At 55.3% G+C, this 17298-nt stretch carries 10 protein-coding genes; 6 read left to right on the top strand and 4 right to left on the bottom strand.

The window, feature by feature from the left end:
* Positions 1–560: 560 nt before the first annotated feature.
* Together JNN07_13765 and JNN07_13760 are read left to right on the top strand one after the other, a co-directional pair.
* Positions 561–2384, top strand: a complete 1824-nt coding sequence (locus tag JNN07_13765; protein MBL9168800.1) for an immunoglobulin domain-containing protein — start codon at positions 561–563, stop codon at positions 2382–2384.
* A 278-nt stretch (positions 2385–2662) separates the two neighbouring features.
* A complete protein-coding gene (locus JNN07_13760; GenBank protein ID MBL9168799.1) occupies positions 2663–3955 on the top strand; it encodes a hypothetical protein in 1293 nt (430 codons plus the stop codon).
* A 641-nt stretch (positions 3956–4596) separates the two neighbouring features.
* On the opposite strand, the gene JNN07_13755 is transcribed toward JNN07_13760, so the two are convergent.
* From JNN07_13755 to JNN07_13745, 3 genes are all read right to left on the bottom strand, one after another.
* Positions 4597–5229, bottom strand: coding sequence for a hypothetical protein (locus JNN07_13755; GenBank protein ID MBL9168798.1), 633 nt, complete (start codon positions 5227–5229; stop codon positions 4597–4599).
* 317 nt (positions 5230–5546) lie between these two features.
* On the bottom strand, positions 5547–7358 hold the full coding sequence (locus JNN07_13750; GenBank protein MBL9168797.1) for a right-handed parallel beta-helix repeat-containing protein: 1812 nt from the start codon (positions 7356–7358) through the stop codon (positions 5547–5549).
* Positions 7359–7674: 316 nt separating this feature from the next.
* A complete protein-coding gene (locus tag JNN07_13745; GenBank protein ID MBL9168796.1) occupies positions 7675–7929 on the bottom strand; it encodes a transposase in 255 nt (84 codons plus the stop codon).
* Between the two features lie 966 nt (positions 7930–8895).
* Here JNN07_13745 and JNN07_13740 point away from each other — a divergent pair.
* The 4 genes from JNN07_13740 to JNN07_13725 all read left to right on the top strand — a co-directional run bounded on the left by JNN07_13740 (position 8896) and on the right by JNN07_13725 (position 16210).
* Positions 8896–9471 carry a sigma-70 family RNA polymerase sigma factor gene (locus tag JNN07_13740; protein MBL9168795.1) on the top strand — a complete coding sequence of 192 codons (576 nt, stop codon included), beginning with the start codon at positions 8896–8898 and terminating at the stop codon, positions 9469–9471.
* Positions 9472–9535: 64 nt separating this feature from the next.
* The gene (locus tag JNN07_13735) at positions 9536–12835 is read left to right on the top strand and encodes a protein kinase (GenBank protein MBL9168794.1); all 3300 of its coding nucleotides are present in this window, start codon (positions 9536–9538) and stop codon (positions 12833–12835) included.
* Between the two features lie 138 nt (positions 12836–12973).
* Positions 12974–14779 (top strand): PQQ-binding-like beta-propeller repeat protein, encoded by a 1806-nt coding sequence (locus tag JNN07_13730; protein MBL9168793.1) that lies wholly within the window; start codon positions 12974–12976, stop codon positions 14777–14779.
* Positions 14780–14785: 6 nt separating this feature from the next.
* Complete coding sequence (locus JNN07_13725) at positions 14786–16210, top strand: CotH kinase family protein (protein ID MBL9168792.1); 1425 nt, start codon at positions 14786–14788, stop codon at positions 16208–16210.
* Between the two features lie 256 nt (positions 16211–16466).
* Here JNN07_13725 and JNN07_13720 read toward each other — a convergent pair.
* Positions 16467–17298 (bottom strand): VWA domain-containing protein (locus JNN07_13720; GenBank protein ID MBL9168791.1); only part of this gene is annotated, 832 nt, incomplete at its 5' end.

Below are 17298 nucleotides of genomic sequence, written 5' to 3'. Positions count from 1 at the left end.
TTTCTGCCGGGAATGGTCTGATCTCCACATCTCCTAGACGGTCACGGAGGTTCTGTGCCGCTCAGAGACATATTACCCAATCCCATGTGTGTGGATCGGAACCGAAATCCTGATGCATCTCAGTCAGGGTTCGAGCCACTACAATTATTGAAACAACGCTACCTCGATGGCCAATCGGCAGGTAGCAGCCATTTATCCAAGAGACTATGAAACACCAATTTGCACCTTCAATTGCTCGCGTACCCTCGGAATTGAGTCATTCCGTTCCCGGCGGTGGCACCCGTCCCTTTCCCAGCAGTGGGCAGGGAATACTCTCCTGGTTCCACCCATTCATCAACCGCTTACTTGCATTGTTCTGTCCTGTAGCTCTTATCTGGCACTGCCTTCATGCTAAGGCCATCGACCTCGGTCTGGCGTTGGACGCGCCGGAATTGACTTGGACTAGCGGAGGCACGCCCGTTTGGAGCGGCCATGGGGGCGTGTCCTTGGACGGAGCCTCCGCAGGCTTCAGCGCCGGAGCCTGGGCAAACCAGGGATCATTCTCATGGCTGCAGACCACAGTGAGCGGCCCCGGTTCACTGTCCTTTTACTACGCAACAACCTCCTCACAAGGCCTGTTCTTCCTCCTCGATAGTCAGATAATCGGACTCGGGGCTTCTCCGCAATGGGACGAGATGGTCATCACCATTCCCCCCGGTGTCCACACCGCACTCTGGAGGCTAGGGCCCTGGCAGACCCGTTCCAACGCCTGGGTGGATCAAGTCCGCTTCTCACCGGCTGGTTCTGCCCCGTCGTTCACAGGCCACGCGAATACCAACAAGATCATTCTCGGATCCTCGCTCACCCTCCGTGCCTTCGCAAAAGGCACACCTCCGCTCAGCTATCTATGGTTGCGAAATGGTTTACCCATAACGGGAGCAGAGAATTCAGCACTGACGATCAACAACCTCCATACTTCAGACCTGGGTGCATACAGCGTAGTGATTTCCAACTCATTTGGCACCACAAGCGCCTTCGTCTCGTCTGTCGAGGGCCACGACAACACTTTAGGTGCTGTTCTCGACAGTGATAACATCACCTGGACAACCTCTGGATGGATACCTTGGACTGTTGTTGGTGAGCCGGTAGTTATCGGTTCCAACTCTCTAGCAATCGGCTGGAGTGGCGAGTTTCCGGTTAGCGCAGGAAGATGGTCAGACCCTTTACGGTTAAGCACCGTCCTTACGGGGCCAGGTACTCTGCAGTTCTGGTGGCGGATGGAAATGCCAGTCAATTCGCTGATCTCGTACCTGCCTTCGATGAACATGACACTCGTTGATAGCGATGGAAACGAGGTGGCGAGGCGATCTCTCAGCAACAAGGTCCCGCATCCAGGCGGTGCCTGGATTCACGAATCGGCCTTTGTGCCTGCTGGTACCTATGCACTAAGTTGGGACTACAATCCGAGCGAGCGAGATGGTCCAGGCTTTTTTGAGAATTTCGGCCCGAAGGCCTGGTTGGATGGTGTGAAGTTCAGCCCCGGGGCAACTCTTCCGTTCATCAGTCAGCAGCCCTCACCATCAGATCTCACGGTCTTGCCTAACGTTGATGTGAGCTGGGCAGTGACAGCAGACGGAACTCCTCCGCTGTCCTACCAGTGGCGCAGCAACGGCACTAATATCACCGACGCAATCGGTACCTCCTTCGCGATCAATGCCGTTCAGCCACATCAACAAGGCATCTTGGATGTCATCGTCTGGAATGCCTTTGGCTCCGTCACCAGCGCCCCGATTCATCTGGGAGTTTTGCCTAGGCCAACCAATCCGCAGGTCCGTGTCATCGAGATGCCTCCATTCGGCCAGGGCGGCGTTGTCTCGGGAGTGGTATCGAACGTCACTTTCACCAACTACGCGATCGCCGCCTACCTCAAGGTGGGATTTAATGGATGGTGGACTAAGCCTTCGTTTGCCGCTCCGTTAACGCAATTGAATCCAGCCTCTGGCACCTTTTCCTTCTCAGCCGTCACCGGAGGTATTGATGCTTTGGCCAGCCAGTATGCGGTATTTCTTATCCCTCTTGGATGGTCTCCCCCCGCCTTGTCCGGATCTCAAGTGCTGCCAGACTCACTTTTTACTCACGCAGAGTCTTACAGCATCGTCACGCGGGACACCACGACACAACCCACGATCACGGTCAGTCAGCCAAACCCGAGCACAAGGAGAATTGAAATCAGCAGCGGACAGATCTGGATGTATTACGCTGTCGAGGCGACGGATAGTCTTACAAATCCGAATTGGATCACACTTACCGAAAGCACCAAATTATATGTGACCTCGTATTCGTATGACGATATCGCACCTTCGCCAACCGATAGTCGGTTCTATCGGGTAGTATACATACCCTAATGAGGCCCGAAAACCGTCTCGATTAAACCAGGCGAAACTCCTGGTAAGGATCACCGCGATTTAGTCGCCAAAAGATTTAGGCACTGAAGCTTCGCCTCCGCCTCCGCTCGGCCATCCAGCTCGACTCTGGAGAGATAGGACTTATCGAACTCCCACGACTCTGTCGAATCATAGAAAGCTGTAAGGGGCTACGAGGCAGAACTCGCGGCACTACATCTAGAGCGAGCGGCATTCTGGTTGTCGCATCAAAACGAAAACCAACAACAACCACATCGACTATGAATCGTTTCCTTCAAAATGGTGTCCTTCTCCTGCTGGGATGGCTTACTGTCCAGCCCATCTGTGGGCTCGCCGGTGGCTTCCCACCGAATCATCTCTTGGCAACCGACTCCTCAGCGCTGTATCTCATTGACCCTGCCACAGGCAATCAAACTCCAATCGCCAGCTTCACAGACGCGGGAGATGTGGTGTACAACCCCGTCTCTGAAAGCGCATTCGTTGTAGCTGGCAATGATATCGTCCAGGTGACTTCGACTTCAGCAGGGTATGTGAGCTCGATATTTGTTCATGACGTCGCAGACCTCCAATGCTTGGCAGTCGATGGGTTTGGTCGGGTCATCTTCAATGAAGAAGATTTTGTTCGTCACCAGCTTTGGCGAGCCAACCTTGACGGGCAGGTCACAGCGCTTACTACCTCTGATTTTTTTGTACCCAGGCATATGACTTATGGGAGGGACTATTCCAAACTCTACGTTTTTGAAACGCCTGCGAACCGTGTCTCTATCGTCGATTCGAGCTCCGGGAAGATCTCATCTCTGGCTGGTGGCCTCGATTTTCCACCGGGTGGGGATGTCTCCGGCGGAGGTGACCTATTCGTGCTAGAAGATTTCTCATCCGCTAAGGTCACCAGGATCACTCCGGACGGCGCGCGAACTACTTACGCCTCCCAGAGCTGGATGAACTTCACGAGTTTCGACGATCTCGTGTATGATGATGGGTCGGGGGTGATTTACACAACCAGCACCAGCGGCTTGTATGCACTGAATCCCGACCTTACTAGTCGGAAGATTTCCCAGGGTAATGGCTGGTACCGAGGCCTGAGTATGATCCGACCGGGCTTGCCAGTTCTTGGTGACCAACCGCGCAGCCAGATTGTAGCCCTCGGAACTCCGGCTCTCTTCTCGGTTACCGTAAAGGAAGATGCGGGAACCAGCTACCAATGGCGAAAGAATGGAACGGATATCCCTGGGGCGACCGAACGATTGTTCTCGATTGCTTCGGTGGAAGCTCAAGACGCGGGCCTTTATTCGGTACGGGTCATCACATCCGGGGGAGCCGCGATCAGCACCGAGGCTTCATTGTCCCTGCTCCAGTTCTCTGTTGCCCCGGTGGTAACTCTCGTCGGGCCAGTCGGAGGAAAGTTTAGAGTGGAGTTTAAAGAGCATGTGGCTGAGCCGAATACCTGGCAATTCCTGACCGATATTACGACGACATCTACTTCCACAGATGTGGTTGACCACACCGCAACCAACGCACCTCAGCGATTCTATAGAGTTTTGCCAATGCCATGATGAGTAGGAACTGATCCAACGAGAGACCGGGGAGATAGCCCCGGTCTCTCGAGTTTAGACATCATGAGTCGGACTCCTCGCGAGGCTGTTGGATCTCAATCGGCGGCTCGAGCACGATAGGTGCAGAGACGGAAGCTGCACGAGGCTGAAGGGGAGAGCACTAGCTCGTTGCGTGCAGCGCCTCGGGACTGACCCATCAAGTGCCTGTCCGCGCTTTCGGCCCAGGCGTAGCAGTGAAGCAACGAAACCTGACGACTCAAGGACACATCCGTGCGGTCGGTTTTACTAAAACCGCAGCGACACGGACGCATGGATCTGCCAGTTCCCCTTCACTCGCCAGGATCCTCAGCGGCGCAGCCCCCCCGCCACTCTGCACCAGTCGATCTGTGGCCTACCCAGCTCAATCCGATCCCAGGTCCTTTGGCGGCATTGGAATCCATCGGCTTCAAGGAGCTCTACACGTCCACATAACTGCGAGTAGCGGTAGAATCGTTCCATCGACTTGACTGCCTAAGAAGCGGGAGTTGGTGGTCAAAAGGATCCACTCATTTGACGACCAGTACATCCTCGGGATCGGGTATCGGAGGATGATAGCACACAACCATTTCCATGACGCCGCCTATCTCGTTCACAGCAGCAGGTCAAAAGTGGATGGCCAGGGAGAATGTCACCGAACTAACATTCCCGAAGAGAGCGCGGCCTTCTAGGTCAATTCTGTCCGACACTCTCACAGACACTGTGGGGCCGAGACCATATGTCCACTGCCATTTCGCCGCCTGGACATCCAAGCTGGAGTAGCGATCATAGCCCGAAAGGATGAGCAAGCCGCCACCGCGAGCTTCAGCACCGACACGAACCCGGCCCAGATTGTAGCCCACGCCCAGGCCAACATCAGCGAGCCACAATGGCCATGAAAAGACGAACGCCCCAGTTGCAGGCGGCCTGGGATCATTCGCATTCTGGCGCTTATCCATATTCACACCGACCCCAAGGTCGAGCGATGACCAGGCCACGAAGTTCTGCGGGAGACTGAAGTCACGGCCCAGCCCGAACTGGACGACATGAGCCTCAGACACATGGGTCGTGCCAGCCGACCCCGGCAAGTTCCCGTTTTGTAGCCAACGATCATCGGGATGAGTATCATGCGAATGCGTGTAGTCGATGCCGGAAACATATCGATAACCGAAATGTCCCCACCACGGATTTTCTGCCGCGATTGCTTTGGACCAAGGAAGTAGCCCACCGAACGAAATAAGAAGGAATAGACGTTTCATAAATGAGATGGAGGGTATCAACGAGGTTAGGCCATTTTGGGATATAGCGGAACTGGCCCGGAGAGCAGGCCAACTGCCCCGCATCTAAAGACTAAGTAGTGTCGCGGATAAGGCTCGCACTTCAGATTCGCCAAGGCGTTCCGAAGTCAGCCGGAGAGATTCAGTGTGCCCGAGCACAGCGCGCGGCGGATAACCCGCTAATGGATCCTGGCTTCTTCACAGAGAACTTTCCCACACGATCATTGGTACCTCTTGGGCACGAGCACTTTGAGACCACGAGTGGATCTCTACTAAAGTGAGTGGGGCGCGCGAAACTGTCATGGCATGCACTCGAGGACACGATAAAACCGTCTCGGCTTACTCACTGGTTGAGGATCGAGGTAAAAGTGCGTCGCACCCGTAGGGGTGAAATTGTCCAATGAGATCCACCCGGTTGCATCCAACAGATTCGTGGAGTATTCGACGCTATAGAAGCGCCCTGGAGTCAGCATGCTGAAACTCAGCCCAGCATAGAGTGCAATCGACGTACATACAGGGCTGACCTGAACTGATGCGAACGAACTCTTAATCGAATCGCATGGGCTTGCTACAACAACATGGTAGACTCCTGCATCTGCTGGCTGCGCATTTGATATAGCGAGAGTCGAATTGGTCGCACCACTGATAGGCGAGTTCGTGTTATGATACCACTGGTAACGCAAAGGAGACGAACCGACAGCGACAACGCCAAGGGCGATCGTCTGTCCACTGCAGGTCACGACGCTTTGCGGTTCACGCCCGATTGAGAGGTCGGTACATTCGCCACTCCAACTGCACCCGCCCGGACCGCCATGCGCTCCCATGTCGTTTCGAGCTGTGCCCATCGAAGGCGGGAAGCAAATGTCGTTGTGCCGAGGGTCGGGATTCCCAGCATCGACAGCAGGAGAACCCAGCACAATCTCATACTGGTCGTTAACGATTGGGTTCAAGTCAATGTTTCCTTGCCCAGGGGCACTTCCTTGAACGTCACTGAAACTGACAATGCAGTTCGCGGATACCTGCTGCCGGCTGCCGTTATTGAAGTACAGAATCGAATTCTGAATCGAGCAGGTCGCGGCATTGACACATGCCACTCCGAGCAATGTATTGTCCATCACCGTGGAGTTCAGGACAGTGACAGCTGCCCCGTCGGCATAAACACCTCCGCCCTCAGAACCGTGTGTCGACGAGGCGGTGTTCGCACAGACGATGGTATTTGCTAGCGTCGCATTGCCGCCGGACTGATAAAATCCACCTCCGTACGCAAAGCCTCTGTTTCCGGACATTCCACCCGCAGCGGTGCTATACGCAACATTGTTAAGCAAGGTAGAGTTCAGCAGCCTTGTTGTTCCCTTCGCGGCGAACATTCCGGCGCCACGGGCGGCTGAGGCCCCGCCAGGGATCGCCTCGTGAGCATCTGCACGGTTCCCACGGATGACACAACGGACTAAGTCTGCATTCCCTTGCACATTCATGCCTCCTCCGGCTATCGCTCCGTCGGTGATAGAGGCCGAGTTTCCTCCTACGAAACAGTCTGAGAGAATGAGGGTACCTGTTCCCATGATGGCCCGAATCCCACCGCCGTCAGCTCGGCTGGCAACATTATTGGTAATCGTGCAACCGATGATCTCAAGGTTGGCGGAGCCCATGTTGATTGAGAACCCGCCTCCACCGGCCGTTGAGGAGTTGTTGGCTATCACGCACCAGCGGAACGAGGGCTGACTATCGTTGATTCGTACTCCGCTATTGCCCGAACCCTCGATCCGGCAATGCTCCAGTTCGCTCCCGGGTCCTGAGTTCTGAAAAACAATTCCCCCCCATTTCGCAATCGAATTGGTCCTGGTGAAGACGATGGGATCGCTCTCAGTGCCGATCGCTTTGATGATGCCCGGAACCGAAAAGGTAAACGGACCAAGAAAAACAATGTGGACACCAGGTTCGATAGCGAGGCTGCTCACGGTGATGTTGTTGGTCACGTAGAATGGAGAGCCCCCGGTTCTCCAAACTCCGTTTACTATACCGCCAACAAGTGTCCCGCCATGGCCATACGGCACTGCGACCCAAAGTGTTAGCATAAAGATGATACGAAGACTGGCGAGTATGGTTCTCATAGATTTCGTGGTTCATGTGGTTTCAGTCTATTACCTCGCAGCACCGAGGTCTCTGATCGAGAAAGTCGGCCGTGCGTTGGCTGTGACTTATGAGTAGTGGCGCGAATTCTGGATATAGAAACCGCTAGGTCAACGGACTATGCTCGCCCTGAGTTAAGAACTGGTCGCGAACCACCCAACGGATTGCTCGGTGCAAGGAGATGGTTGGCCCTACTGTACTTAGGAAGACTCCAGAACTCTCAAGGAGGTGTTGAGTGAGGACTGGCGGTTTGCTGAGCCTGTAGCCCAGTGTCCACAAATTCGAACGAGGCGATTTTCATGCGGCTTTTCGGTAGTGGTAGTTCAAAAGGCCGCCGAGCCTTTTACGACCGTGCACCGATCCTTCTGCGGGGAACTCCTCGAACTCAGGCCGGATGATTTTATTCTCGAGTCCCTGGTGGTTTCGTTCCTGATGATAATGTTCAACGAGCTGAGAAGCAGCTTCTCGCAAGGACGATTCGCCAAACAAGATCAGGTTATCCAAACACGACTCTTGGATGGTACGAACAAAGCGTTCCGCGTAAGCGCTCAAGTTGGGCGACCGTGGAACGAATTTCAGAGACTCAACCTCAGCACATGTCAGGGCCTGCCGGAACGGGTTGTGAACGGGTTGTGAACGGGGTGGTCCGGCCCTGAATCAGATACCGATAGCCGAGCAGGAAGCGATCGGCGGTTTATCCAAACGTTTGCAGGAAGAAATGAATGCAACACATTCTGGGCTGACTGCGGATTATCCTGTAAATGAACAATGCGATTGCGGAGAACTTCGGGAAGGTTGGAGGCGAGCAGGGTGCTGACTCGGCTCAGATCTACTCTGAGAATCGAACGTTCCGGGCGGGCAGGGAGATGTCTGTTAGCAGTAGCGACGGAGACAGGGAAGCGAGCTTAGTGGCTTGGAATGTTGGGGGTGGGGAGGGACCTTGCTAGCCCGCTTTCCCTTCGACAAGCTCAGGGCAGACTCAGAGCTAAGGCGTGGCGAATTTTTGCGGAGGGGATATGGGCTGAGGTAGTCCGCCTGGACATTTCCGCAGTTCCGAGTAGGTAGGGGGGATCGGAAGCCCGCCTTCGCGCTGAAGCTTCGGCGTGGCAAATTTTCGCTCTGTGCGAAAATTTGGAGGCGAGGGTCGGAATCGTCCGCCTACGACCTTCGAACGAGGCCAAAATGTCTCATTTTACTAAGGAAATCAAGCTAACTGATCTGAACTCAACCTAACCCAACTGAACCATTTGGTGCCCGTTTTGGTGCCCGTAAAATGAGTGTTTAGCAATCGCTGGACAACGAATTAGCTCGGAGCGCTGCCAGGTAGGAGGTAGGCCGAGCGCACGATCCTTCGGCGCTTAATGGGAGGGAGTTTGCACAGTTGTCCTTGGAGAACTTGCATGAGATGAATAAAGGCATCATGAGAATGTGATCGCATTCGCCCGTTCAGATTCTAAAGATCCTTCTATGCACCCCACGCGCACTTTCTTTCCACCAGAGCCCCTCTGAGGAGCAAATATGTCCGAAGTGACACGAATTCTGGGCGAGATCCGGGATGGTAAGCAGCAATCCGCGGAGCAATTACTCTCACTCGTATACACGGAGCTGAAGCGGATTGCCGCCCAGAAGATGGCAGGAGAGGCGTCGGGGCATACGCTGCAGCCGACGGCATTGGTGCACGAAGCTTGGATCCGACTGGTTGGTGACGGCGATCCGAACTTTGAGAACAGAGCGCACTTTTTCTCCGCAGCTGCCGAGTCCATGCGCCGAATTCTTGTAGACTCAGCCCGCCGGAAGCAGGCGGCAAAGCGTGGCGGTGGGGCCTCAGCTGAGCAGCTTAAGGAAGACCACTGGGTCGATCAGGGTCCTTCCGAAGAACTACTCGCAGTTGACGAGGCTCTCCAAGCCCTGTCAAAAGAGGATCCAACTGCGGCGAATCTGGTTAAACTGCGCTATTTTGCGGGTATGACCATGACCGAGGCCGCCTCGACCTTGGGAATCCCCTTGAGGAGCACCGAGGCAATCTGGACGTATGCGCGAGCATGGTTGAGACGCCAAATCGGCCGACAGATTTCCATGCCCGCGCGCCGCTAAAAAGTTTGCGGGCCGGGCTTTGCTTTTGCGCCTGTTATTCCGGCTTAATACCGAAAGCCATCAAATGACTGAGGAACGCGAAATCTTTCTGCAGGCTTTAGAACAGCCAGTCGAGGCTCGGGCCGCTTTTGTGGCTCGCTTGACTGCTCACGACCCGAAGCTCAAAGAATCAGTGGAAGCCCTGATGGCCAACGACCAGGGGGACAGATTTCTGGAACAGGGTGTAGCTACGCTTCTGCGGGATTCCATGGAAACCGACGGGACACTGATCTCGGGTGAGGAGCGCATAGGCGACTGCATCGGACGCTACAAAATTGTCGAGAAAATCGGTGAAGGAGGGTTCGGCATCGTTTATCGCGCAGAGCAGACCGAACCCGTTCGCCGCCATGTCGCACTCAAAGTGATCCGTGTAGGAATGGACACCAAGAGCGTTGTGGCTCGATTTGAAGCGGAGCGGCAGGCGTTAGCGCTTATGGATCATCCGAGTATCGCCCGTGTGCTGGATGGCGGCGCGACGAAAATGGGTCGTCCTTTTTTTGTCATGGAGTTGGTTCGTGGCGTTCGGATTACAGAGTATTGCGCTGTGAATCAGGTGCCTCTTGAAGATCGCCTGAAACTTTTTATCCAACTCTGTCACGCGATTCAGCATGCGCACCAGAAGGGGATAATCCATCGTGATCTCAAACCTTCGAACATCCTCGTAACCATCCAGGATGGCCAAGCCGCTCCCAAGGTAATTGACTTCGGAATTGCGAAGGCGATCGAGGAGCCCCTCACCGAAAAGACGGTTCTCACCAACTTCCATGCGTTCCTCGGAACTCCGGCTTACACCAGCCCGGAACAGGCGCAGATGACAGGGTCGGATGTGGATACGCGCAGCGACATCTACTCGCTCGGAGTTTTACTTTACGAGTTGTTAACAGGTGTGACGCCGCTGGACGGAAAGGAACTGACTCACTCCGGCATTGATGGGATGCGACGCATGATTCAGGAAGTCGAGCCTGCCACCCCTTCGACTCGGTTGCGACGCATCGTCGCTGAAACCCCAACACAACCGGCTCCGATGCGTGTGGAACGCGATCTCGATTCGATCGTGATGAAATGTCTCGAGAAGGACCGCACCCGACGTTACGCGACTGCACAGCAACTTGCCGAGGATCTCCAGCGGTATCTCGTTCATGAACCTGTCATCGCACGTCCACAAAGTGTTGCCTATCGGTTCCAAAAAGCTTTTCGACGCCACCGCACAGCATTTGTGACTGCTGCCGCAGTTTTCCTGGTGGTGGTCGCTGGAACGCTGGTCAGCGGATGGCAGGCGTTACGAGCGACAAACGCAGAACGGCGCGCGGAGGACGGACGGAAGCGTGAAGCAGTTCTGCGCATGAATGCCGAGCGGGAGCGCGAATCCGCTATCCAACTGAAGGCTCGGGCTGAGTTGAATGAGTATGTGGCCGATGTCAATCTGGCCCATCAATCAATTCTCGGTGGAAACTTGTCTCGGGCAAAAGAGCTCCTCGCCAGGCACCAACCCGAAGGGAAAAAGCGTTTTGAATGGAGATATCTCTGGAATGCCGCGGAGGACGATCACCACCAAGTTATTGCCAGAGAGACGTCGAGCGTCCTTTCACTCGCCGCCTCGCCGGAGTTGATCGTCGTGGGTCTGCGAAATGTAGTGAACATCTACAGTCCGAGAACTGGCGAGCGAATAATGGCTTTGGCGAAACCTGGGAATTCCGTCGCCTTATCCTCCAGTGGGTTGCTTGCAACCTCAGGAAAGAACAGTGTGCGGGTGTGGCGATCTTCAGATTGGACTGAGACACTTTCCTTAACAAACTGCTCGGCGCCGGTTGGTTTCTCCCGCGACGGGCGTTTGCTCGCGGCAAATTCACGGGGAGGGATCCGGGTTATGGACAGTTCCACCGGCAAACTCGTTGCCGAGATTCCTAACAGCATGCCGCCGTTTGCATTGAGCCCAACTGGTAATGCCATTGCGGTAGATACCCGTGAGGGGATTCTCCTATGGGATTTGGAGACCCTTACAACCCTTCGCTTGTTCAAGGATTCTAAGGGCGTCTTCAACCATTCCGGCTACTGGATGCGCGACCGGACTGCTCTAGTCTTCTCTCCAGACGGACAATCGGTCGTCGCCGCTCGAAACACGCTTAAGAACGACAGCGTGTTCGTTCTCGACGTTTGGGCAGCCGAAACAGGAGAAAAAGCCACCAGCATCCCACCCCAGTCGAACACCATCGAACACACGGGTACCATCGCGGAGTTAGCGTTTGCTCCGGGCGGAGAACTGCTGGCGTCTACCAGCTGGGATCACTCCGTGCGCATTTGGTCCTTCAAAACCGGGCAGCGCGTGAAGACGCTCCACGGGAACCCTTCCGAGATCTGGACTTTGGCCTACGCACCCGATAGTGCGGCCGTGATCACGGGCGGTAAAGATGGCACAGTTCGGCGGTGGCCAATCAATCCAGTCACGAAGGAGACCTTCTATGAAGGCGACTGGATGCCCCTAAGATTCTCCAGCAACGGTGAAACTCTGGTTGCCATTGATGACGATTCAAAGGTTGTCGCATTCAATCTCCAAACCGGGGAGCCCGAGACGCTGCTGCAATTGGGCAAGGTTTCCCCAGGAAAATTGGCTCCGGCAATCAGTGGAGACCTCCGTGTGCTGGTCGAACCAATCGCGAGTGGATTTCGTATTTGGGACTTACAGACGACGCAATCCGTTCACGTGGCCAATCCAGACATTGTCAGGTCATGGGCTCTCATTTCCCCGGACGGTTCAAGCTTCGTTGCCGCCGGTAAGAAAGATTCGCTTTTGTGGTGGAATTTGCGCGAGAGCGCAGAACCACCCATGCGCCTTCCTGGAAAAGCGGCGCTCTTTTCTGGGGACGGCAGAGTAGTCGTCACACTGCTTGATAAGTCATTCGAACGCTGGGACGGGAGAACACGCACAGGAAATGCGGAGTTCTCAATGGGGGTTGCCTATAGTGTTACTGCCGCACTAGCGCTTTCGCACGATGGTGGCGTTTTGGCCGCCGGCTCTGAGGCGGTCAACGACCCGGAAAATGCAATCCGGCTTTGGGACACTACAACCGGAAAACTGCTCGGTATTTGCCGGGGACACACGCAAGGAATTCGTTGGCTGGCGTTTGCACCGGAGGGTGAAACCCTCGCTTCAGTGAGCGACGATAGCACCCTGCGCTTTTGGAACGTGCCTACCCAACAGGAACTTATCTCATTCCAACGCCTGACCAATCCGGCCCGAGAAATACGGTTTTCGCAAAACGGAAACTGGCTGGCGGTAAAAACGCTGAAAGGTCTGGAATTGATTGATGGTTCCATCATTCCGTGACTAACTCCGGTTGAAGCACTTGCATGGTACCTGCGGCGGTATGGCTGCCTCCAAAAGGTCGAGGTCGTGGCGGAGCGGCTTTCGAAAAAAAGTTTGCGGGCTCAGCCTAAATCCGCCGCTTGTTACTAAGGATCAATTATGAATACACGAGCCAGCCTTTACCTAGCCGCAAGTCTCTTTGCATACAATGCTTTGGCCGACGACTGGCCACAGTGGCAAGGACCAGACCGCAACGCACATTCCAAAGAAACCGGACTGCTCAAGGAATGGCCCAAAGAAGGTCCGCCGCTCGCTTGGAGAATTGCTGGGCTGGGTGGTGGCGACAGCACGCCGTCGATTGCGAACGGGCGCATTTACGGCATGAGCACCCGAGGCGAAGACGAGTTGGTCTGGGCGCTCTCGGAAAAGGACGGAAAGGAAGTCTGGGCGGCCAAAGTCGCACCCGCCCTACGCCAAAATTTTCATCAATCACAAGAAGGCCCCAGTGCCACCCCGACGGTGGATGGGGATCGTCTCTATGTGGTTGGGCTCGCGGGCAACGTGGCTTGCCTCCAGACGGCCGACGGCAAGGTGCTTTGGCAACGAAGCCTCGTCACCGATTTCGGTGGAGGTAACCCCATGTGGAACTTTCGCGAATCACCGCTGGTTGACGGCGACAAAGTCATCTGCACACCCGGAGGGCAAGACGCGATGCTGGTCGCGCTGGACAAGCTAACGGGCAAGACCCTTTGGAAAAGTGCGTTGCCAGCCAGCACGAACAGCGGAACGAATGTGCCTGCCGCACCTAGCGGAGGAGGCGGAGGGCGCGGTGGTTTCGGAGGGAGTTCGATCGCATCCAACGTTGGACCCCAAATGTTCTCCCAGGCCGATGCGAACAAAGACCAGAAAGTATCGCGGGCCGAGTTCACGGCTTTGGCGGATATGTGGTTTGATCGCCTCGATCCGGAAAAGTCTGGCAAAGTAACCGCAGCGCAGTTCGCGGAACGGTTTTATGATGCTGTCCCGAGGGCCGAGAACCCTCCCGGGGCGGACACTTCAGCGCAACGGCGTCCCAGTCGCAGCACTGCCCCGGCATTCGTTACGACGACCGATACGGACAAAGACGGTGCCGTGACCCGTGTTGAGCTGAAAGACACTTTCACCAAATGGTATGATCAATGGGACGCCGAAAAGACCGGAACTTTAACCGAAGAAAAACTCCGTGCTGGTTTGAATGCCGCTTTGCCCGCACCTCAATCTGGCGGTGCCGGCCGTGGCTTCGGCGGTAGAGGCGGAGGAGGGAACAACGCGGGTGCCGGCTATTCATCGCCTATCGCCATCGACTTTGAAGGGCAGCGGCAATATGTCCAATTTACCAGCAAAGCAGTCGTGGGGGTCGCGGCAGCTGATGGGAAGTTCTTGTGGCGCTATGATCGTCCGGCCAACGGCATGGGCATCAACATTTCCACGCCGCTCTACCATGGCGGCCGCGTGTTCGCCGCCTCCGCGTATGGCGCAGGCGGTGGCGTGGTCAAGTTGATCAAAGAGGCAAATGGAGGGATCAAGGCCGAGGAAGTATGGTTCTCACGAGATATGGAGAATCATCACGGCGGCGTGGTGCTGATCGATGGCGCCCTTTTTGGCGCGAATGGCGGGAATGGCGGTGGCTATCCTGTCGCACTGGACTTTGAAACTGGACAGGTCCTCTGGAACGAAAAGGATGCTGACAAGAGGCGATTGAGGAAAGGTTCCCTGGCCGTGGCTGACGGGCGGATATACTATCGCGCTGAAGAGGGCCCAATCGTTTTGATTGAGCCTAGTCGCAAGGAATATCTGGAACGAGGTCGCTTCGAGCAACCCGATCGTACCCGCCTTCCCGCGTGGGCTCACCCGGTCATCGCAAATGGCAAGCTCTACATCCGCGATCAGGACACGCTGTTCTGTTACGACGTGAAGGCGAGATAATGCTGTATGAACACGAAATTGATAACAAATGCCTTGGTTTTGCTGGCCCTGCTTTCGAATGCGATAGCCGCACAACAGTCTTCTGCCGGGAGCGGGACCAATGGTTTGCAGCCAAGCGACATTTTTCGTTTCACGAATGTTTGGACCGTTCATCTGAGCCTCACGCCGGAACAATGGGAAGCCATGGAGCCTAAACAGAATCGCCAAGCCGGTGGACGCCGTGGAGGCAGTTTTCTCCAAGGCCCGGAGGGAGGTCGAAACGGAATCGCCGCCGCGTTTGGATACGTTTACGACTACGTGCGAGCGGATTTGGAGTTTGGCACGAACAGGTTCAAAGACGTGGGGGTGCGCTACAAAGGCAACGGCACATTCCTAAGTTCACGTGAAAGTTTGAAGAGATCGCTCAAACTCGATCTAAATCAGTTCGTTAAGGGACAAAAGCTCGCCGGCATGTCGCAACTGAACCTTCACAATTCCGTGCGAGATCCAAGCGGGATGAACGAAGCGATTGCTTATCGACTCTTTCAGGACGGCGGCGTTCCCGCGCCCAAGACAGCCTACGCGAAGGTTTACGTTACGGTCCCGGGCAAGCACGATCGACGCTATTTGGGGCTCTACGATTTAATCGAGGATGTCGGCAACACGTTCGCTGAAGAACGTTTCGGCGTCAGAAAGGGAGCTGTCTTCAAACCCGTCACACCCAACCTCTTTTCGAATCTCGGTGACGAGTGGAAAAGCTACAACCAGACTTACGACCCGAAAGGCGAACTCACCGAAGATCAAAAACGGCGGGTCATTGAATTCAGCAAGTTCGTGTCGGCCGCATCCGATAGCGACTTCGCTGCAAAAGTCGCTGACTACGTGGATCTCGACAACGTCACCCGCTACATGGCGCTGACGACCTGGTTGGTGGACATGGACGGCATCCTTGGCCCTGGTCAGAATTACTACCTCTACCTCCATCCCAAGACCCAAAAGTTCCATTTTGTTCCGTGGGATCAGGATCAACCTTTTGGCCAGTTCCCACGCGGAACTCAGGAGCAGCGCGAAAATCTGAGCATTCACAAGCCATGGACGGGCCAGAACCGATTTCTGGATCGGCTCTACAAGTGCGAGTCATTCCAGAAGCTTTATCTTGCAAGACTGGCAGAGTTTAACAAAACGATCCTCCAACCGGACCGCATTCATCAGCAAACGGACATGTTGGCCGCCATTCTTCGTGCTCCAATTCAGGAGGAATCGCCAGCGCGTCTGGCCGAATTTCAAAAAGCAGCCAGTGGTGAAAAAATGACCGTCGCGATGGGACCGGGATTGGGTGACACACCGGTGGTACCGCTGAAGTCCTTCATTAAGGCGCGTGGCCGATCGATTGCTGATCAGCTTGAAGGCAAGCTGGAAGGGAAGACGATTGGCACCGGCTTTGGACGCTGACATTAACCCAAAACAGGACAATCGAGCGGTGTCGAGATGTGCAACAGCTTGGACGGGCATGGGTTGGCGTGTGGAAACGAACAGTGCGAGCAGTACCACCTGCCCGAAGTTGGGACCCAAGGGAAAACCCATCTCCCATTGTCAGATCACAATAACTCAGGATAGCCCTTTGGTGCCCGTATTCCCCCCACAAGATCGGTGAAATGCGATCAGCGGACATTTTCGCCGACTCAAATAACGGTTACGAGTGTTTCCACTACTCCGCCAGTAACCTTGCAAACAGCCGGCACATCACGCTGCCGAGAATCTCCGGACGCGGGACGATATCGTAGCGATGTCGGGTGAACATTTGCGGCAGACACTCGGCGGCACGTTTCTCCACCGCGAAGGCATGAGTTCGAATCCCCTGGGCCTGGCCCGTCTCGATCGCTTTGCGCACATCCATGAGTCCATATTGGCCCTCGTAGCGGTCGTAATCGCATGGCCGCCCGTCCGTGACGAGGATTACAATCTTGCGACTAGCCTGCGTGTTCAAGAGCTGCTCCTGAGCATGACGAAGCGCCGGTCCCATGCGCGTGTAGCCGCGTGGTTCGATGGCGCCTAGCCGCCCTCGCGTTTGTCGCCACGGCGCAGCGAGGGGTTTGATGAATTCGAATGAGCACGCCCTCCGGGTGTTCGAAGTGAAGGTCGCGATTCCAAACTGCTCGACATAATCCTCCAAGACCTCTCCCACGCAGAACACCGTTTCTCGAATGACATCCAACACTCGGCGGTTGTCGATCCAGGCGTCGGTGGAATAGCTGACATCCAGCAAGACCAGCGCCGCAATGTCATGCAGGTCGCGCTTTCGGTTGAGATAGATAGCTTCGACCGGAGTGTGGCCCGATCGCCGCTCGGTTTCTGAGTCGACCACCGCGTCGAGATCGAATTCCGATCCGGATGTTTGGCGTCGTTGCCGCAGCCAATCACGGGTCAATGAATAGAACTGACGTCGGAGTTTGCGGATGAGTGGCTCGTGACTTTGTTCTACCCGGTGCAACCAATCCGGCGCCTCGCGGGTAAGCTCGGTCTGGTCCACGAAACACCAA

It is taken from the genome of Verrucomicrobiales bacterium (genome assembly GCA_016793885.1).
Taxonomy (GTDB): Bacteria; Verrucomicrobiota; Verrucomicrobiia; order Limisphaerales; family UBA11320; genus UBA11320.
The sequence above is the reverse complement of the archived record's forward strand: the minus strand, read 5'-3'. Positions and strand labels throughout refer to the sequence as shown.